25 protein-coding genes, 2 tRNA genes and 1 riboswitch are annotated in these 22,700 nt (G+C 69.1%); of the genes, 19 read left to right on the plus strand and 8 right to left on the minus strand.

The features are described from left to right. Positions 1–122: 122 nt before the first annotated feature. Positions 123–623 (plus strand): DUF4231 domain-containing protein, encoded by a 501-nt coding sequence (locus OHA68_RS00080; RefSeq protein WP_327105744.1) that lies wholly within the window; start codon positions 123–125, stop codon positions 621–623. Positions 624–1,154: 531 nt separating this feature from the next. Here OHA68_RS00080 and OHA68_RS00085 read toward each other — a convergent pair. Together OHA68_RS00085 and OHA68_RS00090 are read right to left on the minus strand one after the other, a co-directional pair. Further along, entirely contained in the window at positions 1,155–1,826 is a 672-nt protein-coding gene (locus tag OHA68_RS00085; protein ID WP_327105745.1) for an HAD family hydrolase, read from the minus strand. Beyond that, complete coding sequence (locus OHA68_RS00090) at positions 1,823–2,665, minus strand: GntR family transcriptional regulator (protein WP_327105746.1); 843 nt, start codon at positions 2,663–2,665, stop codon at positions 1,823–1,825. The genes OHA68_RS00085 and OHA68_RS00090 overlap by 4 nt, the downstream gene beginning before the upstream one ends. A gap of 138 nt (positions 2,666–2,803) precedes the next feature. Here OHA68_RS00090 and OHA68_RS00095 point away from each other — a divergent pair, with 138 nt between their 5' ends. The 9 genes from OHA68_RS00095 to OHA68_RS00135 all read left to right on the plus strand — a co-directional run bounded on the left by OHA68_RS00095 (position 2,804) and on the right by OHA68_RS00135 (position 9,187). Then, entirely contained in the window at positions 2,804–3,133 is a 330-nt protein-coding gene (locus OHA68_RS00095) for an SCO3933 family regulatory protein (RefSeq protein WP_327105747.1), read from the plus strand. Positions 3,134–3,231: 98 nt separating this feature from the next. Further along, the gene (locus OHA68_RS00100) at positions 3,232–4,602 is read left to right on the plus strand and encodes an FtsK/SpoIIIE domain-containing protein (RefSeq protein ID WP_327105748.1); all 1,371 of its coding nucleotides are present in this window, start codon (positions 3,232–3,234) and stop codon (positions 4,600–4,602) included. An 84-nt stretch (positions 4,603–4,686) separates the two neighbouring features. After that, positions 4,687–5,337, plus strand: a complete 651-nt coding sequence (locus OHA68_RS00105) for a DUF2637 domain-containing protein (protein ID WP_327105749.1) — start codon at positions 4,687–4,689, stop codon at positions 5,335–5,337. Further along, positions 5,334–5,750 carry a hypothetical protein gene (locus OHA68_RS00110; protein WP_327105750.1) on the plus strand — a complete coding sequence of 139 codons (417 nt, stop codon included), beginning with the start codon at positions 5,334–5,336 and terminating at the stop codon, positions 5,748–5,750. The genes OHA68_RS00105 and OHA68_RS00110 overlap by 4 nt, the downstream gene beginning before the upstream one ends. Further along, a complete protein-coding gene (locus OHA68_RS00115; protein ID WP_327105751.1) occupies positions 5,747–5,887 on the plus strand; it encodes a hypothetical protein in 141 nt (46 codons plus the stop codon). The genes OHA68_RS00110 and OHA68_RS00115 overlap by 4 nt, the downstream gene beginning before the upstream one ends. Next, positions 5,884–6,048 (plus strand): hypothetical protein, encoded by a 165-nt coding sequence (locus tag OHA68_RS00120; protein WP_327105752.1) that lies wholly within the window; start codon positions 5,884–5,886, stop codon positions 6,046–6,048. The genes OHA68_RS00115 and OHA68_RS00120 overlap by 4 nt, the downstream gene beginning before the upstream one ends. Before the next feature lie 445 nt (positions 6,049–6,493). After that, a complete protein-coding gene (locus tag OHA68_RS00125) occupies positions 6,494–7,855 on the plus strand; it encodes a replication initiator (RefSeq protein ID WP_327105753.1) in 1,362 nt (453 codons plus the stop codon). Next, a complete protein-coding gene (locus tag OHA68_RS00130; RefSeq protein WP_327105754.1) occupies positions 7,848–8,033 on the plus strand; it encodes a helix-turn-helix domain-containing protein in 186 nt (61 codons plus the stop codon). Before OHA68_RS00125 ends, OHA68_RS00130 begins: the two co-directional genes overlap by 8 nt. Continuing rightward, entirely contained in the window at positions 8,030–9,187 is a 1,158-nt protein-coding gene (locus tag OHA68_RS00135; RefSeq protein ID WP_327105755.1) for a tyrosine-type recombinase/integrase, read from the plus strand. The genes OHA68_RS00130 and OHA68_RS00135 overlap by 4 nt, the downstream gene beginning before the upstream one ends. Positions 9,188–9,255: 68 nt before the next feature. On the opposite strand, the gene OHA68_RS00140 is transcribed toward OHA68_RS00135, so the two are convergent. Further along, positions 9,256–9,329: transfer RNA gene (locus OHA68_RS00140), tRNA-Pro, on the minus strand. A gap of 89 nt (positions 9,330–9,418) precedes the next feature. Between OHA68_RS00140 and OHA68_RS00145 the strand changes: the two genes are divergently transcribed. The 6 genes from OHA68_RS00145 to OHA68_RS00170 all read left to right on the plus strand — a co-directional run bounded on the left by OHA68_RS00145 (position 9,419) and on the right by OHA68_RS00170 (position 14,845). Next, positions 9,419–9,489: transfer RNA gene (locus OHA68_RS00145), tRNA-Gly, on the plus strand. Positions 9,490–9,584: 95 nt separating this feature from the next. Next, entirely contained in the window at positions 9,585–10,214 is a 630-nt protein-coding gene (locus OHA68_RS00150; protein ID WP_327105756.1) for a nucleoside/nucleotide kinase family protein, read from the plus strand. A gap of 59 nt (positions 10,215–10,273) precedes the next feature. After that, positions 10,274–11,584 carry a TrpB-like pyridoxal phosphate-dependent enzyme gene (locus OHA68_RS00155; RefSeq protein WP_327105757.1) on the plus strand — a complete coding sequence of 437 codons (1,311 nt, stop codon included), beginning with the start codon at positions 10,274–10,276 and terminating at the stop codon, positions 11,582–11,584. Positions 11,585–11,815: 231 nt separating this feature from the next. After that, on the plus strand, positions 11,816–12,595 hold the full coding sequence (locus OHA68_RS00160; RefSeq protein ID WP_327105758.1) for a DeoR/GlpR family DNA-binding transcription regulator: 780 nt from the start codon (positions 11,816–11,818) through the stop codon (positions 12,593–12,595). After that, positions 12,592–13,671, plus strand: coding sequence for a galactose-1-phosphate uridylyltransferase (gene galT, locus OHA68_RS00165; RefSeq protein ID WP_327105759.1), 1,080 nt, complete (start codon positions 12,592–12,594; stop codon positions 13,669–13,671). Before OHA68_RS00160 ends, galT begins: the two co-directional genes overlap by 4 nt. Before the next feature lie 66 nt (positions 13,672–13,737). Further along, positions 13,738–13,874, plus strand: a riboswitch (cyclic di-AMP (ydaO/yuaA leader). 5 nt (positions 13,875–13,879) lie between these two features. Then, complete coding sequence (locus OHA68_RS00170) at positions 13,880–14,845, plus strand: coiled-coil domain-containing protein (RefSeq protein ID WP_327105760.1); 966 nt, start codon at positions 13,880–13,882, stop codon at positions 14,843–14,845. Between the two features lie 26 nt (positions 14,846–14,871). On the opposite strand, the gene OHA68_RS00175 is transcribed toward OHA68_RS00170, so the two are convergent. Both OHA68_RS00175 and OHA68_RS00180 read right to left on the minus strand, forming a co-directional pair. After that, a complete protein-coding gene (locus tag OHA68_RS00175; RefSeq protein ID WP_327109434.1) occupies positions 14,872–15,567 on the minus strand; it encodes a response regulator transcription factor in 696 nt (231 codons plus the stop codon). Positions 15,568–15,633: 66 nt separating this feature from the next. Next, the gene (locus OHA68_RS00180; protein WP_327105761.1) at positions 15,634–16,836 is read right to left on the minus strand and encodes a sensor histidine kinase; all 1,203 of its coding nucleotides are present in this window, start codon (positions 16,834–16,836) and stop codon (positions 15,634–15,636) included. A 205-nt stretch (positions 16,837–17,041) separates the two neighbouring features. Here OHA68_RS00180 and OHA68_RS00185 point away from each other — a divergent pair, with 205 nt between their 5' ends. Beyond that, positions 17,042–17,866, plus strand: coding sequence for a hypothetical protein (locus OHA68_RS00185; RefSeq protein ID WP_327105762.1), 825 nt, complete (start codon positions 17,042–17,044; stop codon positions 17,864–17,866). Positions 17,867–17,909: 43 nt separating this feature from the next. Here OHA68_RS00185 and OHA68_RS00190 read toward each other — a convergent pair whose 3' ends face one another. After that, positions 17,910–18,332, minus strand: coding sequence for an MmcQ/YjbR family DNA-binding protein (locus OHA68_RS00190; RefSeq protein ID WP_327105763.1), 423 nt, complete (start codon positions 18,330–18,332; stop codon positions 17,910–17,912). 11 nt (positions 18,333–18,343) lie between these two features. On the opposite strand from OHA68_RS00190, the gene OHA68_RS00195 reads away from it, so the two are divergent. Further along, positions 18,344–18,850 (plus strand): DinB family protein, encoded by a 507-nt coding sequence (locus tag OHA68_RS00195; RefSeq protein WP_327105764.1) that lies wholly within the window; start codon positions 18,344–18,346, stop codon positions 18,848–18,850. Here OHA68_RS00195 and OHA68_RS00200 read toward each other — a convergent pair. Then, positions 18,840–20,144, minus strand: a complete 1,305-nt coding sequence (locus OHA68_RS00200; protein ID WP_327105765.1) for a M50 family metallopeptidase — start codon at positions 20,142–20,144, stop codon at positions 18,840–18,842. The two genes, OHA68_RS00195 and OHA68_RS00200, sit on opposite strands and share 11 nt — an antisense overlap. Positions 20,145–20,232: 88 nt before the next feature. After that, the gene (locus tag OHA68_RS00205; protein ID WP_327105766.1) at positions 20,233–21,348 is read right to left on the minus strand and encodes a PP2C family protein-serine/threonine phosphatase; all 1,116 of its coding nucleotides are present in this window, start codon (positions 21,346–21,348) and stop codon (positions 20,233–20,235) included. Between the two features lie 118 nt (positions 21,349–21,466). Here OHA68_RS00205 and OHA68_RS00210 point away from each other — a divergent pair, with 118 nt between their 5' ends. Then, complete coding sequence (locus OHA68_RS00210; RefSeq protein WP_327105767.1) at positions 21,467–22,696, plus strand: GNAT family N-acetyltransferase; 1,230 nt, start codon at positions 21,467–21,469, stop codon at positions 22,694–22,696. The last annotated feature ends 4 nt before the right edge of the window (positions 22,697–22,700 follow it).

The following is a 22,700-nucleotide window of genomic DNA, read 5'->3' on the forward strand; positions in this document are numbered from 1 at the left end:
TGGTCACTCACCGGTGGCATGGCGACACCGCCGACCAATAAAATCACCTGCACCGGTCCCCGGCTGGGGCTCCGCGTGCAGTGCGTGCCATTCCGATCTTTGAGCATGCAGGAGCTTCGAGCATGGCAGAAGACCTAGCCTCCTCCTCAGCAGGACTGCCTCAGGCAGGCACGACGCTTGCCCCTACCGAATACATTGAGCAGCGCCTAGAGCAGTACAGAAGCTGGTACGACGGCAAGGCGATTAAGACCAAGGCACTCCACCTCCGTCTCAGAACCTTGGCCGTGGTTGGAGCAGCAGTCGTCCCTGTGCTCGTGAATATCGACCTTCCCTACGTTGAGATCGCCACCACGCTGATCAGTCTTATGGTCGTGATCTTGGTGTCGCTTGAGAGCGTTTACCACTACAGGGAGCAGTGGAAGAACTATCGGTCCACTGAGCAAGCACTCGGCCACGAACTGTTCCGCTACAAGACCCGGACGGGTGTCTTTGAGGGCCTCGACGACGAGTCAGCGTTCAAAACGCTTGTAGAGCGGGTGGAAAACGCCATCGCCTCCGAAAACGCTTCGACCCTGAGCACCATGACTCTGGCCAGCCAGTCCTCCCATCAATCGCTGCAATGAGCAGCAGCACGCACCCCTCTGATCACCTCGTACGCCGTCGACTCACCGCGTAGCGGCAGCGGGCCGGGGACGGAGTGTCAAGCTCGGCTTCGCGTGTACGTTCGCCGGTCGCCGTTCCTCGATCATTCGATGCCAACGGTCAGAGCCGAGCTTGATACGGAGGAGCCGGTCTGCTGGGCTTGCCTGAGTCGATGGCGTGCGAGGTGATCAGCCCCCAGCCACCCATCAACGTCAAGTCCCGTGTGGCGATCACCTCGGTGCCGGAGTGCTCCCGCCGGAGGCATGCCTTTGACCTTGGCGTCTCGGCTCGGTCCGGCTGACGCTCCGCCGCTTCGACGGTGCTCGATACATCTTCTGCGCGTCGTTCTACTGCGTCCCGTTGTGCGGCGGGGTGGCCGGGCGGGACCGGCCCGGAGAGGCCGCACGCCCGCCCGGACCGCCCGGCCGCCCGCCGCCCATCGGGCGGCGGCTTGATGACGTAGGGAAGGTATGAATCATGGACCGCCCTATCTGCCTGTCGGTTGGGCGTCGTTACCGCTGCTCCGCAAGCTCGGCCATGCTGCGGGTCACCGCTTCTGCTCCAGCCTGCGTGAGGCTCTCGGCCCTTCCCTGCTCAGTGGCGTAGGCGATGCTGCGGGTTCCTGCGTTGCTCGCGGCTTGCATGTCGAAGTCGGAGTCTCCGATCAGTACGGCCTGCTCGGGCCGGACCCCCAACGCCTTGCACGCCCGCAGCGTCGCTTGCGGATGCGGTTTCATCTGTTCAGGCTCTCCGATGGGGCGCCCGGAAACCGCGGTGACCCACTCCCCCAGGTCCGCCAGGGCAAGAAACGTCTCGATGGCGGGCTCGGAGTTGTTGCTCACGATGGCGACCGGTTTGCCGGCCTCTGAGCATGCTTCGAGAAACTCCCGAACGCCTGGTGTGATCGCGGCGCAGGTCGCGGCCTCGACCTCGTTGGCCATGAGCGCGGTCTCGACCTTGTCGACCAGCTCGGGCGCGATGTCGGCGGTACGGCGCAGAACCTTGAGCGGGTCGTCCAGCGCCTCGACGTCCTGCGGCACTCGTACCCCCTCCCTGACGAGCAGCTCCTTGAGCCGGGAAGCGACCACCGACGCGGGCAGCCCCGCGAAGATGCTGCACACAGGGCCATCAAAGTCGAGCAGCACGGCATCGGCCTGACGTAGGAGGTCAGCCGCAGTGGTCATAGGTCGACCTCGCGGCTGATGGTGGTCCACATGCTGTCGAACCAGCGCCGCACCTCGGTGACGTACTGCGAGGCCATCGACGCGGGGTCTTCGGTGATCTCGTAGTGGAAGAGCAGCGCGTCCTTGCCCATCACGTCGTACAGCTCGTGCGGCTCGCCCTTGATGCGCACAGTGTGCTTGACCACCGGATAGAAGCCGAAGAACACCCGCTCGCGGTTGATCACGTAGAACTTGAACGCGGGCGCGGTCTGGTGGGCGCGTACGTGGACGGTGGCGGTCTTGACGAGTCCGAGGTCGGCCAGTTCGTGTACGGCGTCGGCGATGGCCTGGGTGCTGCGCTGCTGGATGCGCAGGGCGCGGGTGCGGATCACCGGATCGTCGCTCAAGTCGTCGGCGCGGCAGGGCAGGGACATGGGGTGTTCCATGTCGGGGACCAGGATACGGATGCTGATGGACTCGGGCGTGAGCCGTCCTAGCCGGATCTTGTCGAGCGGCTCTTGAAGCATCCCGTTGAGCGTTTCGCCGGAGAAGCCGGCGAAGTCGATGGAGACGTTCGGCTCCTCAAAGGCCCGTTCGATGTGCGGGCGGAGCTCGACGGGCCGTTCGGTGCGCTCGCGTACGAACACGCCGCTGCCTTGCCGGGAGACGACCAGGCCCTCGTCGCGGAGCAGGCGGATCGCCTGCTGGATGGTCATGCGCGCCACGCCGTACTTCTTCGCCAGGTCGTGGCCTGAGGGGAGCTTCTCCCCCGGCTCGAACTTCTTGGTCAGGATCGCGGCGCGCAAGGCGTTGGCGACCTGCTGGTACGGCGGGCGGGGGTCGTCAGGATCGAGACTCATCACGCAAATCAGCCTAGTTCTTCTAGGTTGCCTAGTCCAGTTACTCACACATGCTTGACATGGCTAGCCATGCTGGGCAACATGAACTCGTCAGCAGAGATGCCTAGCCAAGTTAGGCAACCTTCAGAGGAGTTCACCATGCGCAACATCCCCGTCGACATCACCAACCTGGCGTTCACGGTCGCGGGCGAGCCCGAGCCCAAGATCGTGGACCGCGCCACTGGCGAGGTGAAGCGGGACGCCGAAGGGCGGGAGCTCTACACGATCCCGCTGTTGCCCAAGCCGAACGACGACCGGCGCAACCCGGTGATCGTGGTGACGTTCCCGAGCGTGACGTTCCCGCAGATCCCCGAGGGCGTGCAAGTCCGCCCCGTCGGCCTGGCGGCGTTTTTCTGGTCGATGAACGGCCGCTCCGGTCTCGGCTTTCGCGCCGAGGCCATCACGGCGGCCACACCAAAGACGGCCTAGCCGCAGCTACACCCCTGGAGCGGGCGCATCGCCTGGCAGCTCACCGCCCGCTCCCGGGGCCCGTCCCTTTTCGAAGATTCGAAAGGAACGTTCCAAATATGTCCGACTGGCTGATCCCGCTGGCCATCACGGTGGCCTCGGTCTGCACGGTCCTGCTGGTGTGGCGCAGGCTGCATCCCGCCTCGTTCTGGCTCGTCGTGGGCTACCCGCTCAAGACATTGCACGTCTACTTCACCTGGGGCAACGTCGCCCTCGGGTGCGCGCTCACCCGCAAGCGGCGCCGCTGGCGCTACACCCTCGACGGCCTGCCGGTCATCGGGCAGGCCACCCTCTCCCTGGCGGGCAAGCGGAAGATCCGCCGCGTGCAGGTCGACAAGCCGCCCCGGCTAGGCATCGTCCGCCCGTGCCGTCTCGGCTTCCGGCTCAACGTCAAGCTCATGGACGGCCAGACCCCGGACGACTACAGCGCCCGGCTGTCCAACCTCGCGCACGCCTGGCGCGTGCACTCCGTCCGGCTCATCTCCTCCCGGCCCGGCCGCGTCACGCTGCTGGCCACCCGAGGCGATCCACTGTCCGAGGTCCGCAGCCCGGTCCTGTCCGAAGGGCTGCTGCGGGTGCGGGTCGGGCTGCTGGAGACCGGCGCGCCCTGGGTGGTCGACTTCCGTACCGTGCCGCACTGGCTCAACACCGGCGCCACCCAATCGGGTAAGTCCACCCTGCTCAACGCCCTGATCACGGGCCTGTCCGCGCAGCCGGTGGCCCTGGTCGGCTTCGACCTCAAGGGCGGAGTCGAGCTGACCGCCTACGGGCCGCGCCTGTCGGCCATCGCCACCGAACGGGCCGAATGCGTCGGCCTGCTCAACGACCTGATCTGCCTGGTCAAAACCCGGATGGCCCTGTGCCGGGCGAACAAGGCCCGCAACATCTGGAAACTGCCCGAGGACCTGCGCCCGACCCCGGTCGTGGTCCTGGTCGACGAGGTGGCCGAGCTGTTCCTGATGGCCCACAAAGGCGAGAAAGACGAGATCGCCTCCACCGCCACCGCGCTCCTGCGGCTGGCCCAGCTCGGCCGCGCGTTCGGCCTCTACCTGTTCGTCTGCGGCCAAAGGGTCGGCTCCGACCTCGGCCCCGGTGTCACCGCCCTGCGCTCCCAACTGTCCGGACGCGTCTGCCACCGCGTCAACGATCCCGAAACCGCCACCATGACCCTCGGCGACACCGACCCGGCCGCCCTGGACGCGGCCCGGCAGATCGCCGCGAACATGCCCGGTACCGCCGTCGTCGTCGCCGATGACGGCCGCTGGTACCGCGCCCGCTCGGTCTACGTCAGCGAAGAAGTCGCCGAGGCCGCCGCCCACGCCAACGCCGAACTCACGCCCGCCTGGGCCGACCTGCTTACCGGCACCGACACCGTGACCGTCACGGACGCCGAGCTGGAAGCCCTCGCCCGCCAAGGCGAACCCACGTAACCCGTCCGCCACGGCCCCGGCGTGAGCCTCATCGCGCCGAGTCCCTACCCCGCCCATGCCCGAAACCGAAGGGAGGTGCCTGCCATGAGCCGTATCCGCGCCCGGTTGCTCGACACCGGCCCCGTCGTGGTCCTGGCGGTGATCGCCGCTGTCGGCTCGTTCACCCACATCAGCGACCTGGCCGCCCGGCACGGGCAACGCGGCTGGCAGTCCTGGGCGGTCGCCGTGTGCATCGACCTGATGTGCGTGATGGCCGCCCGCGAACTCCAGCGCGACAAGCGCACCGGCCGCCGAGGCCGCCTCATCTCGTGGCCCGCGCTCGTGCTGACCGGCGGCATCGTGCTCACCCTGGCCGCCAACCTGGCCACCGCACACCCGAGCGTGTGGGGCTGGATCACCGCCGCCACCCCCGCCGTGGCCTTCCTCGTCGCGGTCTCCATGCTCGAACGCCGCGCCGCCCACCGCTCACCCATGCCCCATGAAGAGCCAGCGACCGAGGACCACACCAGCGCGGAGGCGGTCACCCCCGACGTCCCCGCGCTGGACGCCGCGCCACATCCGGCCGAACACGGGCCGTCGCCGGCACTTCTGACCTACGCCCGCCGCCTGGCCGACGACCACCAAGCCACCCACCACCGCCCCATCACCGGCGAACACCTCGCCACCCGCATGCACGTCTCCGCCGACCTGGCCACAGACCTGCTCACCCAGATCAGAAAGGAACCCGTCACATGACCAACCCCACCCCGAACGAGCTGACCGAAGCCGCCCGCGCCTGGGCCCGAGGCTCCTACGCCCTGGAAGCCGCCGTCGAGCTGCTCATCCGCCACGGCGTCTGGCTGACCCACAGGGAGTTCCGCCGCTACGCCATCGACTACGTCACCGCCACCTACACCCGCGTCCCCTACGCGGTCATCGACTGGCAGGCCGCGCACATCGCCCTCAACCGCGGCTGCATGCCCTGCTCCGGCTCCGAGGCCGCCATCCTGCGCATCGCCCTCTCGCTGGCCGACGGCCTGCCGGTCGAACTCGGCCCCGCCATCACCGGCCTGGACACCGCCAACCTCGGCCGCGTCCTGGCCGCCATCGCTCACGCCAGCGGCAACCGCGTCGCGTGGCTCACCGCCAATCAAGGAGATCCGGCATGAACCAGTCCTACTGCGCCCGCTGCCTCGGCTCCGGCACCATCACCGCCTACCGCAGCCATCCGCACCCCACCGGCCAGACCCTCGTCATCGAGACCATCGAGACCTGCCCCACCTGCCAGGGAGAAGGCACCCGATGACGACCAAACGCGCCCCCCGCAGCCGCGCCAAGAAGCCCGTCTGCCCGACCTGCCAAGGCCACGGCCAGGTGGAGACCTTCGAGATCGTCGGGCGTGGCAAGAACACCACCCGCATCGACACCTGGGCCCTGTGCCTGGACTGCTGCGGCGCCAACCCGTGACCCGCTTACCGTGCCCGTTCTGCACCTGCTGCGCGCGCTACGGCTGCGACTTCGACGGCGACCCCGCCGACTGCGACACCACCACTCCAGACCAGCTCTGCCCCTGCACACCGCAAGGAGGTGAACCCGAATGATCTGGTCCTACGTCTGTGTCACCTGCAACGGCACCGGCCTGTACGACGACGACACCTGCCGTGACTGCTCCGGCACCGGCATCGACAACCAGAACTAACCGCGACGACGCCACCACGGGACGGCTCAAGCCTGGCAGCCCGCCGTCCCCGTGGGGCGTCACCCTCCGCACTGAACGAAGGACCTCCAGTATGCGCCACCGGCCCTGCCCGGAATGTGACGGATACGGCTCCGTCCACGTCCGCTCAACCCGCACCCACCACCTGATCACCATCAACTGCCCGTGCTGCGAAGGCAGCGGAGAGGAGGCTCAGTGACCGAAACACCCGCCCAACTCGGCGACCTCATCGGCCCCGTCATCCGGGACCTGGCCCGCCGCTCCAACCACGACGTGACCCGCTGGCTACGCCAGGTCGACCGGCTCCGCGGCTGCACCGACCCGATCCGCCTCACCGGCGAGTCCACCACCCTGCACGGCACCACCGGCGAACTCCTGCACACCTACACCACCCGCGACGAACCACACGGCCAACTACTGATCCGCTGCGGCAACCGCCGCGCCTCCCGCTGCCCGGCCTGCGCCGAGACCTACCGCCAAGACACCTTCCACCTCATCCGCGCGGGCCTGCTCGGCGGAACCAAGGCAGTCCCCGACATCGTCCGCACCCATCCGAAAGTGCTCGCCACCCTGACCGCCCCGTCCTTCGGCCCCGTCCACCGAGGCCCCGACAAGAACGGCACCATCAACCTCTGCCACCCACGCCGCACCGGCTCAGCCTGCTTCACCCGCCACCAGAAAGGAGACCCGACCATCGGCCAACCGCTCGACCCCGACACCTACGACTACACCGCCCACGTCCTGTGGAACGCCCACGCCGCCGCCCTATGGCACCGCTTCACCATCTACCTCCGTCAGCACCTGGCCGCCGCCACCGGCCTGACCCGCAAGGAGTTCGCCCGCATCACCCGCCTGTCCTTCGCCAAGGTCGCCGAATACCAGGCAAGAGGCGTCGTCCACTTCCACGCCGTCATCCGCCTCGACGGCCGCCACGACGACACCCTCACCACACCACCCGCCTGGGCCACCCTCGACCTGCTCACCGCCGCCATCCAATCCGCCGCGAAGGCCGTACGCCTGCCCGCCCCAGAAACCGGCCACCCGCTCACCTGGGGCACTATCGACATCCGCCCGATCCAATCCGCCGGCCCCGACGACAACGCCCTGTCCGAAGCAGCCGTCGCGGGCTACATCGCCAAGTACGCCACCAAAGCCGCCGAGACCTCCGGCACCCTGGATCGCCGCGTCACCCACCACGACCTCACCCGCCTGCACACCCACGGCGTCACCGACCACGCCGCCCGCCTGATCCGCACCGCCTGGGACCTTGGCAACCCCGAGGCTCACCCGAACCTGGCCCCGCTCCGCCTACGCCAATGGGCCCACATGCTCGGCTTCCGAGGCCACTTCTCCACCAAGAGCCGCGCCTACTCCACCACCCTGACCGCCCTACGGCGCGTCCGCCTGGAGTACCGCGAGGCCCAAGAGCTGCAACGCCTGCCGTACGACCCGACCAGCACCCTCGTACTCGCCCACTGGAAGTACGCCGGACAGGGCTTCACCCCCGGCGAATCCGCCTTGGCCGCCTCCGTCGCGCCGGAGGTCCGCCATGGCTGACGACATCCAGCTCTACCGCGTCCCAGACGCCATGCAGAGACTCCGGATGAGCCGCACTGTCATCTACGAGCAGCTCCGCTCAGGCCGTCTCCGCTCGGTCAAGCAGGGCCGCTGCCGCCTGATCCCCGCCAGCGCCCTGGCCGATTACATCGCCCTCTTGCAGCAGGAGGCGTCATGACCAAGCGCCGAAGTCGCGGTGACGGCGGCCTCCACTGGGACGAGGACCGGCAACGCTGGATCGCCTCGCTCACGGTGGGCTACACGCCTGCCGGGAAGCGCATCGTCAAGAAGGCCAGCGGCAAGACCAAGACCGCCGCCAAGGACAAGCTCAAAGAGATCGTCCGGGACTACGAGGATGGACTCGCCATCGCTCCTGGGGACTACACCGTCGAACGGGCCGTAAACGACTGGCTGGCCTACGGCCTGAACGGTCGCGATCCGCGAACGGTGGAGTCCTACACGATCCTGTGCCGGAAGCACGTCATCCCCGCCCTGGGCAAGCGCAAGCTCCGCGACCTCAGCGCCGAGGACGTGGACAGGTGGCTGGCGGACAAGGCGAAGACGCTCAGCACCCGTACCTTGCAGATCATTCGGTCCTGCCTGAATCGTGCCCTCAAGCGGGCGATGGCTCGTGACAAGGTCAAGCGGAACGTGGTGGAGCTGTGTTCAGTGCCTGCAGGGAAGGTGGGTCGCCCGTCGAAGGCGCTGACGTTCGCCCAGGCGGACGCCGTACTCAAGGCTGCGGACGGAACACGGCTGTACGCCTATGTGGTGGTGTCCCTGCTCACTGGTGCGCGTACAGAGGAGCTCAGGGCTCTGACGTGGGATCACGTGGATCTGGAAGGAGATCCGAAGGCCGTCCCGCCCGTGCCTCCGCATGTGGCGGTGTGGCGGTCGATCCGTGCGGGCGGGGACACGAAGACACAGAAGTCCCGGCGCACGCTCGCCCTGCCCCGGCGCTGTGTGGAGGTGCTCCGGCTGCATCGGGAGGACCAGCGCCGCGAGCAGGGAGACTCCTGGGCCATCGGAGGACTGGTGTTCGCCTCGTCAGCCGGTACAGAGTTGGACGCCTCGAACGTCCGGCGTGCCTTCCGCGTCGTCATCAGAGATGCCGAGGGCCTGAACCCCGTCGAGTGGACGCCACGCGAACTGCGCCACAGCTTCGTCTCGCTGCTCTCGGACAACGGCATCCCGCTTGAGGAGATCTCCCGGCTCGTCGGCCACAGCAGCACGGCCGTGACCGAGGCCGTCTACCGCAAGCAGATCCGCCCCGTCCTGCAGGCCGGTGCCGTGGCCATGGACCGCATCTTCGAGGGCCGCGCGGAGCCGTAGTCACTCAGTTAGACACTCAGAAGGCCACTCCCCGTCAGGGTGAGTGGCCTTCGTGCTGGTCAGGCAAGTCGGGGCGACAGGATTTGAACCTGCGACTTCTTGCTCCCAAAGCAAGCGCGCTGCCAAGCTGCGCCACGCCCCGTTACGTCGGTTACGCACACGCTCCGGGACTCCGGTACGCTTACGCCCTGACGACCGGATGAAGTCTAGTCCAGAGTTCGACCGGTTCGCGCGGACGTAGCTCAATGGTAGAGCCCTAGTCTTCCAAACTAGCTACGCGGGTTCGATTCCCGTCGTCCGCTCTCGGCAGGAAAGGCCAGGTCATCCCCGGTGGGGAGCCTGGCCTTTCGCATGTTCGCGGGTCGGTGCCGGATTCGCGGCTCGTAGGCTCACAGGGGTGCGGGCACGACCGATCTCCATGGAAGCGCTGGTCGATGAGCTGGCCGAGTCGATCTCGGGCCGGCCTCGTGAGGCGTGGGTGCGGGTGGCGGTGGACGGGGCGCCCGCGGCGGAGCCCGGGGAGCTGGCCGATCGGCTGGTCGCGCCGCTGCGGGTGCGGGGGCGGACGGTGTTGCGGGTGTCGGCGGGCGACTTCCTGCGGTCCGCCTCGCTGCGGCTGGAGTACGGGCGGAGCGATCCGGACGTGTTCTACGACGAGTGGCTCGACACGGGGGCGCTGGTACGGGAGGTCCTGGAGCCGCTTGACCCGGGGCGGTCGGGCAAGGTGCTGCCCGCGCTGTGGGACAGCCGGGTGGATCGGGCGTTCCGGGTGCCGTACGAGACGTTGCCCGCCGGAGGGGTGCTGCTGCTCGACGGGACGCTGCTGCTGGGCAGGGGGCTGCCGATCGAGGTGAGCGTACATCTGTGGCTGTCCGAGGGGGCGCTGGCGCGGCGGACGGCGGCGGGCGAGCGGTGGCGGTTGCCCGCGTACGAGCGGTATGAGCGGGAGGTGCGGCCGGCGGATGTCGCGGATGTGGTGGTACGGGCGGATCATCCGCATCGGCTGGCGGTCAAGGTGGCACGGTGACGTCGCGACACCCGGCCGCGAGCCTGGAACACGGCGGCTGACCAGCGCAGACTGGGACGATGATCCCCAGCCACTGGTACAACATCGTTCCCGACCTGCCCACGCCACCCCCGCCCCCGTTGCACCCGGCCACCAGGCAGCCGGTGGGGCCGGAGGACCTGGCTCCGCTGTTCCCCATGGAGCTCATCGGGCAGGAGGTGAGCCAGGAGCGGTTCGTCGCCATTCCGCAGGAGGTGCTCGACGTCTACCGGCTCTGGCGGCCCACTCCGCTGCTGCGGGCGCGCAGGCTGGAGCGGGCGCTCGGCACGCCGGCCCGCATCTACTACAAGTACGAGGGCGGCTCCCCGTCCGGTTCGCACAAGCCCAACACCGCCGTGCCGCAGGCCTACTACAACGCCCTCGAAGGTGTGCGCGGCCTGACCACGGAGACCGGAGCGGGCCAGTGGGGCAGCGCGCTGGCCTTCGCCTGTGCCCAGTTCGACCTGGATTGCCAGGTCTGGATGGTACGGGCCTCCTACGAGCACAAGCCGTACCGGCGCTCGCTCATGCAAGTGTACGGCGCGACCGTGCACGCCAGCCCGTCCCCGGTGACGATGTCGGGAAGCAAGGTGCTGGCCGGGGACCCCGACTCGCCGGGCAGCCTGGGCATCGCGATCAGTGAGGCTGTCGAGGTGGCCGCCGCCGAGGCCGGCACCCGCTACGCGCTCGGCTCGGTGCTGAACCATGTGCTCATGCACCAGACGGTGATCGGCGAGGAGGCGCTGGGTCAGCTCGACGAGATGCCCGACGTGATCATCGGCTGCACCGGCGGCGGCTCGAACTTCGCCGGGCTGATCTTCCCGTTCCTGCGCGAGAAGCTGGCCGGGAAGATCGATCCGACGCTGCGCGCCGTGGAGCCCGCTGCCTGCCCCTCGTTCACGCGGGGCCGTTACGCCTACGACTTCGGCGACACGGCGGGGCTCACGCCGCTGCTGAAGATGCACACGCTGGGCCACGACTTCGTGCCCGACCCCATCCACGCGGGCGGGCTGCGCTATCACGGGATGTCGCCGCTGCTGTCGCACCTGTACGAACTGGGCATGTTCGAGGCGGTCACCAAGTCGCAGTCGGAGTGTTTCGAGGCGGGCGTGCGATTCGCCCGCACCGAGGGCATCGTGCCCGCGCCGGAGCCGACGCACGCGCTGGCCGAGACGATCACCGAGGCGTTGCGCTGCAAGGAGAGCGGTGAGGACAAGGTGATCCTCACCGCTCTGTGCGGCCACGGTCACTTCGACCTGGGCGCCTACGACCGCTACCTGTCCGGCCGGATGGAGGATCGCACGCTGCCGCAGGAGCGCATCGACGAGGCCCTCAGCGAGCTGCCGGGTTAGCTCGGACCGTCAGCGCGCGGTGGGACGCTTGCCGTGGTTGGCCTTCCTCTTCCTGCGTGCCTTGCCCTTGCGGGCGCGCCTGGCCATGGGCTTCCCTCCAAGACCTTGGGTACGGTTTGCCGTCCTCAACGTCTCTCCTGGGCCGGTGGAGCACAAGCCCATGCGATGACCTAACATTCCCCAACATATGCGTGTCATAATTTGGTGGAATCTGTTGGAAGGAGCGGGGGCGTGCTCGCACAGCAGCGACAGCAGGCGATTCTCGAACGCGTCCGCGGCGCCGGCGGCGTCCGGGTGGCCGATCTCGTACGCGAGCTCGGCGTCTCCGACATGACCATCCGCCGCGACCTCGAGGTGCTCGCCGAGCGGGGGCTGCTGGAGAAGGTGCACGGCGGCGCGACGGCGCTCGGCCCCGGCTCCACCGAGGAGCCCGGGTTCACCGCCAAGTCCGCCCGCCAGCAGCCGGAGAAGGAGCTGATCGCCCGCCGCGCCGCCCGGCTCGTGCGGCCGGGCACCGCGGTCGCGCTCTCGGCGGGCACCACGACGTGGGCGCTGGCCCAGCACCTGATCGGGGTGCCCGAGCTCACGGTGATCACCAACTCGGTCCCGGTCGCCGACGTCTTCCACCGCAACCCCCGCGCCGACCGCACGGTGGTGCTCACCGGCGGCGTCCGTACGCCCTCCGACGCGCTGGTCGGCCCCGTGGCCGTGGCGGCGATCCGGCGGCTGCACGTGGACACGCTCTTCCTAGGCGTGCACGGGATGAGTGTGCGGGCCGGGTTCACCACGCCCAACCTGCTCGAGTCCGAGACCGACAGGGAGCTGGTGACCGCCGCGCATCGGCTGGTCGTGCCGGCCGACCACACCAAGTGGAACACGATCGGCATCAGCACCATCGCCGAGCTGACCGAGGCCGACGTGGTCATCAGCGACGCGGGGCTGCCCGAGGACGCACGTATGGAGCTGGCCGAACGGGTCGGCGAACTGATCATCGCGGAGGGCTCTCAGTGAAGCGCACCATCACCCATCTGGCCGACGGCCGGGAGTTGATCTACTTCGATCGGCGCGACGACGCCGATCGAAGCGCGATCGACCGGCGGCCCCTCGGGCCGCGGCCGGTGGCGTCCGAGCTGCGCTACGACCCGCTGACCGAAGAGTGGATCGCGATGGCGGGGCACCGGCAGACGCGTACGTTCCTGCCTCCGGCCGACGAGTGCCCGCTCTGCCCGTCGTCCGAGACGCGGTCGTCGGAGGTCCCGGCGAACGACTATGACGTGGTGGTGTTCGAGAACCGCTTTCCGTCTTTTTCCGGAAATTTCGGGGCTTATGAGGAAGCGGGCGGACTGAGTGAGGTTCGTCCGGGCGCGGGGCGGTGCGAAGTGGTGTGCTTCACCGCCGAGCACTCCTCCTCCTTCTCCCGGCTCTCCGACGAGCAGGTCGAGCTGGTCATGGAGGCCTGGGCGGACCGCACGGCGGAGTTGTCCGCGATCGAGGGCGTGGAGCAGGTCTTCTGCTTCGAGAACCGCGGCGAGGAGATCGGCATCACGCTCTTCCACCCGCACGGCCAGATCTACGCCTACCCGTACGTGACGCCCAGGACCAAGCTGCAACTGGCCGCCGCCCGGCGTTACGCCGAGCGCCATCAGGGCCGCAACCTGTACGCCGATGTGCTGGACGCCGAGCGGAAGGGGCCCCGGGTGGTGGCCGCCAACGAGCTGTGGACGGCCTTCGTGCCCGCCGCCGCCCGCTGGCCGTTCGAGGTGCACCTCTACCCGCATCGGCAGGTGCCGGACCTGGCCGCGCTGTCGGAGGCCGAGCGGTCCGCGTTCGCGCCGCTCTACACCTCGGTGCTGCGGGCCCTGGACGGCCTGTTCGACGTCGCGATGCCGTACATCTCGGCCTGGCACCAGGCGCCGGTGCGGCAGGAGCGTGAGCTGGGCTATCTGCACCTGGAGTTGTTCAGCATCCGGCGGGCGCCCGGCAAGCTGAAGTTCCTGGCAGGGTCGGAGTCGGCCATGGGCGCCTTCGTCAACGACGTGCTCCCCGAAGAGGCCGCGCGGATGCTTCGATCACAGGTAGATCACTGATTGATTTCCGATTGGAGTCGCGTTACTCGGGATCTACCACTAATATCCCTTGGGGCACGGCCGTAACGCCGTGCCATGCCTAATCCGGGCGAATCGCCTGGAGCCGGGGACCCACCGCATTTGGGGTGAATCCACTTCGGTGGTAGGGAAAGCTCTCTTACCCGAACCCGTCAGCTAACCCGGCCGGCAGAGGGAGAGGAACCCGTTCGTGGCGGCAGCGTCCCCCGCGCACCTTGCCATCGGCGTCATCACCGCGGCGGCGGTGATCTTCATTCCCGCGACCGTGTCGTCCGTGGCCAGCGCCGAGCCCAAACCGACCGAGGCCCAGCTCCGCAAGGAGCTCAAAGGGCTGAACCAGAAGGTCGACAAGCTCATCGAGCGGTACAACCTCAAGCGGGTCGAGCTGGCCAAGGCCAAGCAGGCCGCCGAGGTGGCCGAGAAGCGACTCGCCACCGCGGAGGAGGCGCTCACCGCCGCTCGGGGGCGCGTCTCCGAGCTGGCCAATCTGCGTTATCAGAACGGCGGCATGGCGCTGCCGACGTGGGTGGTGCCGCCAGACGGCGCCTCCGCGGCCCTGCTGGAGCAGCTCACCGCCGAGCAGACGGCCGTGGTTCAGGGCGTGGTCGACGCGCGCGACGAGAAGAAGAACGCGGTCGACGAGGCGGCGGCCCTCGCCCGCGACATCAGCGCCGACACCGCCGAGGTGGCCGAGCAGCGTGACGAGGCCGAGGACGTCATCGACGACATCCAGAAGAAGCTCAAGGACCTCATCCCGTTCAGCACCGGCCGCCGCTCCGACGGCAGCTGGGCGCCCCAGCTCCCGTCAGGCGCCGACAACATCACGGGCCGCACCCGGCTGATGCGCGAGCAGTTGCAGAAGAACTTCAGGCTGCCGTTCTCGGTCGGCTGCTTCCGCTCGGGTGGCGGCGGCGAGCACCCCCTGGGCCGGGCGTGCGACTTCATGATGAGCACCGGCGGCAGCCTGCCCAGCGCCGTCAACAACGCGCTCGGCGACAGCATCGCCGCGTGGACCATCGAGAACCGCAACAAGCTCGGCGTCAAGTACGTCATCTGGAAGCAGCGGATCAACCACGGCTCCGGCTGGAGCCCGATGTCCAACCGGGGCAGCGTCACCGAGAACCACTACGACCACGTACACATCTCCATGCAGTGACCCGGGCGCCTTCCTGAGCCGGTCGGTCACCGCGCCGGGTTGACGAGCCCGCCTTCGTAGGCGGCGATGACGAGCTGGGCCCGATCGCGGGCGGGCAGCTTCGCCAGGAGCCGGCCGACGTGGGTCTTGACCGTGCCGACGGTGAGGTGCAGGTGCTCGGCGATCTCGGAGTTGGACATGCCCTTGCCGATGAGGGTGAGCACCTCGCGCTCGCGCTGGGTGATGCCGTCGAGGTCCCGCTTGGCCGGGGCCGGGTGGGAGCCTCGCAGGAAGGTGGCGATGAGCCTGCGGGTGACGGTGGGCGCCAGTAGCGATTCGCCGGCGGCGACGACCCGGATGGCGGCCAGTAACTCGGTCGCCGTCGCGTGCTTGAGGAGGAAGCCGCTCGCGCCGGCCCGTAGCGATGCGTACACGTAGTCGTCCTGATCGAACGTGGTGAGGATCAGCACGCGCACGCCAGGACTGGCGGGGTCGGCGCAGATCCGCCTGGTCGCCTCGATGCCGTCCATGTCCGGCATGCGAACATCCATGAGGACGACGTCCGGTCGCAGCCGGCGGGCCAGGAGCACGGCTTCGTCACCGGTGCCCGCCTCGCCCACCGTGACCAGCCCCGGTGTGGTGTCGATGAGAACCTTGAGACTGTCGCGCACCAGCACCTGGTCCTCGGCGAGCAACACCCGGACGGCCGGGGACGGGCTGCGCGGAGCGGCATCGATGGTCATGTCGCGGCGCTCATGCCGGGCGGTCATGTCGGGCGGTCATGTCACTGTGCCGTTCGGGTCGGGCGGTCATGTCACTGTGCTGTTCGGGTCGTAGGGCAGGCGGGCTGCCACGCGAAAGCCTCCCTCAGGTCGGGATCCCGCGCTGAACGTGCCTCCGTACGTCTTCGCCCGTTCGCGCATGCCGATGAGGCCGTGTCCGCCGGGGCCCGGTCGCCGCGGCGGCCGGCCGTGGCGGGGGCCGTCGTCGACGACCTCGATCGCGGCCTCCCGCCCGTCGAGGTCCACGGTGACCGAGCAGCGGGTGGGCCCCGCGTGGGTGATGACGTTGGTCAGGGCCTGTTGCACGATCCGGTACACCGACACCGCGACCGCAGGAGGTGGCGCGGCCTCCTCGCGGACGATCAGGTCCACCTCGACCCCGGCCGAGCGGGCGTGGGTGGCCAGCTCGGGCAGGTCCGCCATGCCGGGAACGAGCGGCTGGGCCTGCTGGGGGTCGCCGTCGGAGCGCAGCAGGTCGAGCACCCGGTGGATCTCGGTGAGCGTGCTCCGGCTGGTCTGCTCGATGACGGCCAGCGCGGCGCGCATCTCCTGCGGGCGGGCGTCGGCGACATGGTTGGCGACGGTGGCCTTGACCGCGATCAGGCTCATGCTGTGGCCGATGACGTCGTGCAGCTCCCTGGCGATGCGCCTGCGTTCGTCGGCCACCGCGGCCTCGGCGAGGTGGCGGACGAGGCGAGCGGTCGTGTCCCGCTTCCAGCGCACGACCGCTCCGACGACCCATCCGGTGACCAGCAGCACGCCGATCACGCCGATCTCGATCGGCCAGGCCGGTGGCAGCTCGCTCGGTGCGGCCGCGGGGGTGAGGCCGGGAAACACCTGGTCGTAGAAGATCAGGACCGCGGTCACCGCGGCAGTCAGGCAGCCTGCCAAGCCCGCCACCGACCAGGCGACCGAGGCGGTGGTGGCCATGAGGTATAGCACGAGCGCGGTCGGCACGAACGACGCCCAGATCGCGCCCGCCACGGCGGCACCGGCCACGGTCGCCAGGGTGCCCGTGGCGCACGCGAAGGCGAGCATGGCCCGTGGCCAGCGCCGCCGGACCGCGACCGGAAAGCTCACGACCACCGCGACCGGCCAAGCCGACCAGGCGGGCCACGACGACGACGGCCCCGGCGGATCATCGATGGTGTATCTGATGAACAGCGCCAGGATGACCGCCACCGCCGCGTCGGCGACACCCCTTCGGCCGAGTCGCCGAGCCCACTCCATGACGAGAAACTATCGCCCGACCAGGTCGCCCGGCATCTGCCCACGGTAGGACTTCCCGTATCCGTCTGGGGTCGTACGAGGCTCGTGCATGCCGTACCAAGATGCGACCTGAGCCGGACGCGCCCGCACCGCGCCGCCCATCACCATGCTGATGCGCCCGGCAGATCGAGCCGACGCGCCGCACCGACGAGATGGGCAGGAACGTATGGACCTAGAGTTTCGCGGACGCATCACCCGGTGGCGCCGGGCCGGCGCGGACCGGCGCGCCGCCAACGCCACGGCCGACCTGGGCCGACCGCTCCCGTTCCCCGGACGATGGGTGAGCGCCGTCGCGCTGATCTGCGGCCCCGCCCTGCTCATGACCGGGATTCTCCTCCGCGCCCAGTTCCACTTCTTCTTCCCTGACCAGCTCGCCGCTTACACCCGGCACCCCACCCTCATCACCGCCGCCTACGCCTGCTTCGCGTGCGGGATCATCCTGCTGTGCCCGGCGGTCATGACGCTGGCGCAGCGGATCGCCGCCACCAGCCCGCTGTGGGGCCTGTGGGGCGGCTGTCTGGTGATCGTCGGCCTGTTCACCCGGACCTTCCAGTTCGGCACCGATCACCTGGCCTTCTACCTGACCGACAGCCTCGGCCTGACCTCCATGATCAACGGAATCGGCGACTACTACGCGGCATGGGGGGCGACGCAGTGGCATCCGTTCAGGACGTTGTCCGGGCCGGCCTTCCTCGGCTGGGTCGTGCTGGCCGTCGGCGCCTACCGCTCCGGCGCCCTGGGGCTGGGCCGCTCGGTCGCGCTCGGCCTGATGTCGGCGCTCGCGCTCGGGACGCTCAAAGGCACGCAGATCCCGCAGTCCATCATCGCCGCGGGCGGACTCTGTGCCGCGTTCATCCCTCTGGGCATCTCCCTGCTTCGCAGCGGCCCCCCGCCGAGCAGACGCGCCGTGCTCTGGCTCACGGTCATCCTCGGCTGGCTGGTCCTCGGCGCGATCTTCGGTCCCACCCTGGCGCCGTTCACGCGGGGCTGAGGACGCGCGACCTCCGCGCGTTACCGTGGCACTGCTGAGACCGTCAGGCCGGGCCTGGATCCGGTGACCCACGGCCGTCCCCGGCTTCAGCGGGGTCTGGCCCGAAGGGACCGGCAGGCAGGCGCTCGACGAGGGACTTGGGCGCGATCTGGCGATAGGCGTCCACGACGATCTCCGCGATCTCCTCCCAGTCGACGTCCTCGACGTCCAGGTAGACGCCGAGCCAGCCCCGGTGGCCCACGTACGGCGGGCGGAAGAAACGTTCCGGAGCCGCGGCCACCAGCGCCTCCTGGACACCCGCGGGGGCGGCGCACCAGAAGCCCAGCCGGTCGTCATGGTGATGGTCGGCGTACATGACGAAGGTCTTCTTGCCCCTGACGAACCAGGTGGGCTCACCGTGACTGAGTCGCTCGGTCGTCTCGGGCAGGGCGCGGCAGAGCTCTCGCAATGCGTCCAGTGGGTTCATAATCGGACACTATGCGGGAGTATCCCTATCCGGCCCACATCGCCGGCGAGCGCGAGATGCTGGACGAGTGGCTCAACTGGCATCGCGAGACCTTGATGCTCAAGTGCCAGGGTCTCAGCGACGAGCAGTTGCGCCTGGCCTCGGTGCCGCCGTCGACGTTGTCGCTGATGGCACTCGTACGGCACCTCGCCAAGGTGGAGCGCTCCTGGTTCCGGCGCCGCCTGGCCGGTGAGGACATTCCGCACCTGTACCCCGAGCTGGCCGAGTTCACCGAGGCGGGGACGGCCACCTGGGCGGAGACGTCCGCGCAGTGGCGGGAGGAGGTGGCGCAGGCCCGCAAGGCGGCCAGGTGCGTGCCGCTGGACGGGCTCGCCAAGCGGGGGCGGAACGGTCAGGCGGTCTCCCTGCGGTGGATCATGATGCACATGCTCGAAGAGTACGCCCGCCACAACGGCCACGCCGACCTGCTGCGCGAGCGGATCGACGGGATGACCGGGGACGGGGACGTCAGCCCGTGAGCCTGAGCGGATTGATCAGGTCGGCGTAGACGAGCAGCCCGGCCATGATGATCATGACGAACGCCAGCGCGTACGTGAGCGGCAGGACCTTGGCGATGTCGACGTAGTTGGGCTCGGGGCGGCGCATGACCCGGGCGTAGCCGCGCTTGATGCCCTCCCACAGGCCGCCGGCGATGTGGCCGCCGTCGAGCGGCAGCAGCGGGATCAGGTTGAACATGCCGATCGCCAGGTTGAATCCGGCCAGCAGGTTGACGAAGACGGCGAGCTTCTGCAGCCCGGTCAGGTCGGAGGCGAGGATCTCGCCGCCCATGCGCCCGGCGCCGACGACGCCCACCGGGCCCTCGGGGTCGCGCTTCTCACCGGAGAAGGCGGCGTGCCAGACGCCGACCATCTTCTCCGGCAGGTTGAACAGCGACTGCGCAACCCGGCCGGTGAGCTCCGCCATGTGGCCGAAGACCGCGCCGACGCTCTGCGTCTGCATGACCTGCGTGGGCAGGACGCCGAGGAAGCCGACATTGCGCTCGATGGTGTCGGGGTCGTCGGGCTTGGGCCGGTCCTGTGCGATGAGCGAGACGGTCAGCGTCATGGGCTTGCCGTCACGGACGACGCCGAGCGCGACGTCGCCCGCGCCGTGGGAGCGGATCAGCTGGGTGGCGTCCTGCCACGTCTCGATCTTCTTGCCGTCGAGGGAGACGAGCTTGTCCCCGGCCTTGAGACCGGCCTGGGAGGCGGGGGTCGGCTGGTCGCCGGCCTTGCACTCGGTGCGCTGCTCGCTGATCGGGATCACGCACGTGTTGGTGTCGGGCGACACGATCGGGGCGAACGTGGGCAGGCCGATGCCGACGAGCAGGATCGTGAAGAGGATGAACGCCAGCACGAAGTTCATCGCCGGGCCGCCGGACATGATGATGACCTTCTGCCACCACTTCTTCCGGTAGAAGACCCGGTCCTCGTCGCCCGGCCGTACCTCTTCCTGCGCCGCCTCACGGGCGGTGTCGATGAGGCCCTGGAAGGGGCCGGTCGAGCTGCCCCTGAGCTTGTTGGGATCGTCGCCCGGCCGGGGCGGCAGCATGCCGATCATGCGGATGTAGCCGCCCAGCGGCAGCCACTTGATGCCGTACTCCGTCTCGCCCTTGCGGCGGGACCAGGCGGTCCCGCCGAAGCCGACCATGTACTGCGTCACCCTGACGCCGAAGATCTTGGCAGGCACGAGATGCCCGATCTCGTGCAACGCGATGGACACCATCAAACCGATGAGGAAGATGACGATCCCCGCGAGAAACAGCCAGTCCATCTACGTGTGCTCCAGGCAGCCGGAGGGTCTTGACAGCCCCAGGGTAGTCGAACTCTCCGCACCTGGACGGCTTGCGGACAATCCATGCCTAAGGGCGCCAGATGAGCACCAGCGCGCAGTCGTCGTTGTGCCCCGAGGCCATGGCGTTGACCAGGGCACGGGCGCCGTCCCGGAATCCGGACGGCAGCAGCCGCTCGGCCTCGCCCAGCAGCTTGTCGAGCCCGGCGTCGATGTCGCGCCCCGGCTGCTCGATCAGTCCGTCGGTGTAGAGCAGCAGCGCGTCGCCCTTGTGCAGGGTGCCGCTCTCGGGCTCGCAGTGCAGGTCGGGCACCACGCCGAGGACCACGCCCTTGGCCGAGGCGACCTCCCAGTTGCCGGTGCCGGCGTCGAACTTCACCACCGGAGGATGGCCCGCCGAGGTGATGGTGTAGTCGCCGGTGGCCAGGTGGAGCCGGACGTGCACGGCGGTCACGAAGCCCTCGTCGCCGCGCTGGCGGTGCAGGTAGGAGTTGCAGGCGGGCAGGAAGTCGTCGACCGAGCCGAGCAGCCCGCCGAAGGTGCCCGACAGCAGCAGCGCCCTGGTGCCCGCGTCGACGCCCTTGCCGGAGACGTCGACCAGCGCGATGTCCACCTGCTCGCCGTCGCGCATGGACACCAGGAAGTCGCCGCCGAAGGAGGAGCCGCCCGCCTGCTTGAGCACCACCTTGCCGCCCCAGTCCTTGGGCAGCTCGGGCAGCTCGCCCTGGCTTCTCAGCCGGTCGCGCAGCTCCAGCAGCATCGCGTCGCCGCGCAGCCCCTGCACGCCGAGCTTGCCGCGGGTGCGCGCCATGAGCACCGCGAGCACCGTGGTGAACCCGATCGTCACCATCAGCCCGACGCCGATGCTCGCCGCGCCGAGGGTGAAGGCGATGTAGCCGAGCGCGACGGCGACCACCGCCAGCAGCTTGATCAAGTTGCGCACCCGCAGTTGCAGCCCGCCCACCAGGGTGACCAGGATGAGTAGCGAGGGCGAGAACCACTCGGTCGACACCCGCGCCGCCAGCAGGCCGGTGACCAGCGACAACAGAGCCAGCGTGATCAGCAGGTTGCGCTCACGCGCGAGAGGCCCGCGCCGGAGGAATCGTACGGCCTGCACCAGGAAGGGCACCCGCACGAGCAGCGCGCGGAGCCGTGGCGGGATCAGCGGGGCCGGGCGGGAACTCATGATGCGCCTGACTGTATCGGTCTGAACCATCTTTGGGCAGCCCACTTGACCAAGACCTTGATCATTAAGCACCGATAATCAGGTGCCGTCCGTCTTGGCCCGTGCGTACCGTGGAGGGATGACCTACCCCATCCGTCCTGTTGCCGAGGCCGAGTGGTCCGCCTTCGGCGACGTGCTCGCCGAGGGGTTCGCCTGGACCCCCCATCCCGTTCAGTCCGAGCGGTACAAGCGGGAGACCGAGTTCGACCGCACCCTGGCGGCCTTCGACGGCGACACCATCGTCGGCTGCACGGCGATCTTCAGCTTCCGGATGACGGTCCCCGGCGGGCCGATCCCGGTCGCGGGCGTGACGGCCGTCAGCGTGCTGCCCTCGCACCGCCGCCGGGGCGTGCTGTCCGCGCTGATGCGCAGGCAGCTCACCGACATCCGCGAGCGCGGCGAGGCGGTCGCGGCGCTGTACGCGTCCGAGACGCCGATCTACGGCAGGTTCGGGTACGGCAGAGCGGCCGGCCAGATGGCGCTGACCATCGACAAGCGCGGCGCCGCCTTCGTCAGGGACGCACCGGTGGATCCGGCGCTGAGGCTCAGGGTCGCCAAGCCGGCCGAGGCCCGCGCCGACTTCGAGCGGCTGTTCGCCGCCGTCGTCACGCGGCGTCCCGGTCTGTACGAGCGCAAGCCGGCGTTCTGGGACAACATCCTGGCCGACGAGGAGTTCGACCAGCGCGGCGCGGGCGTGCTCCGCTCGGTGATCGCCGAGGACGACCAGGGTGTACGGGGTTACGCGCTGTTCAGGATCAAGCCGGACTGGGACGCCGACGGGATGCCCGCCGGTGAGCTCAGGCTGAACGAGTTGTTCGCCGCCGATCCGGCCGCCTACGCGCTGCTCTGGCGCAGCGTGCTCGACCGGGACCTGGTCAGCAAGATCGTCAGCCATGCCCGGCCGGTGGACGATCCGCTGTTCGCGCTGGTGGCCGACCAGCGGCAGCTGCGCGCTCGCTGGAGCGACGACGTGTGGGTGCGCCTGGTCGAGGTGGACAGGGCGCTGACCTCGCGCTCCTACGCGGCCCCGGTGGACGTGGTGCTGGCGGTGCAGGACGAGGCGTGCCCCTGGAACTCCCGCCGCTGGCGGCTCAGCGCCGACACCACGGGCGCGGAGTGCAAGCCGGTCGACGACGAGCCCGACATCACGCTGAAGGCCGCCTCGCTGGGCTCCGCCTATCTGGGCGACGGGACGCTGATCGAGGAGCACGGGGCCGGACTGCTCGGTGAGCACACGCCGGGCGCCGTCCGCGCGCTGAACACGGCCATGTCGTGGAGCCCCAAGCCATGGGCCGGCCTCGTCTTCTGACGTA

This window comes from Nonomuraea glycinis (assembly GCF_035920485.1).
Lineage (GTDB): Bacteria > Actinomycetota > Actinomycetes > Streptosporangiales > Streptosporangiaceae > Nonomuraea > Nonomuraea glycinis.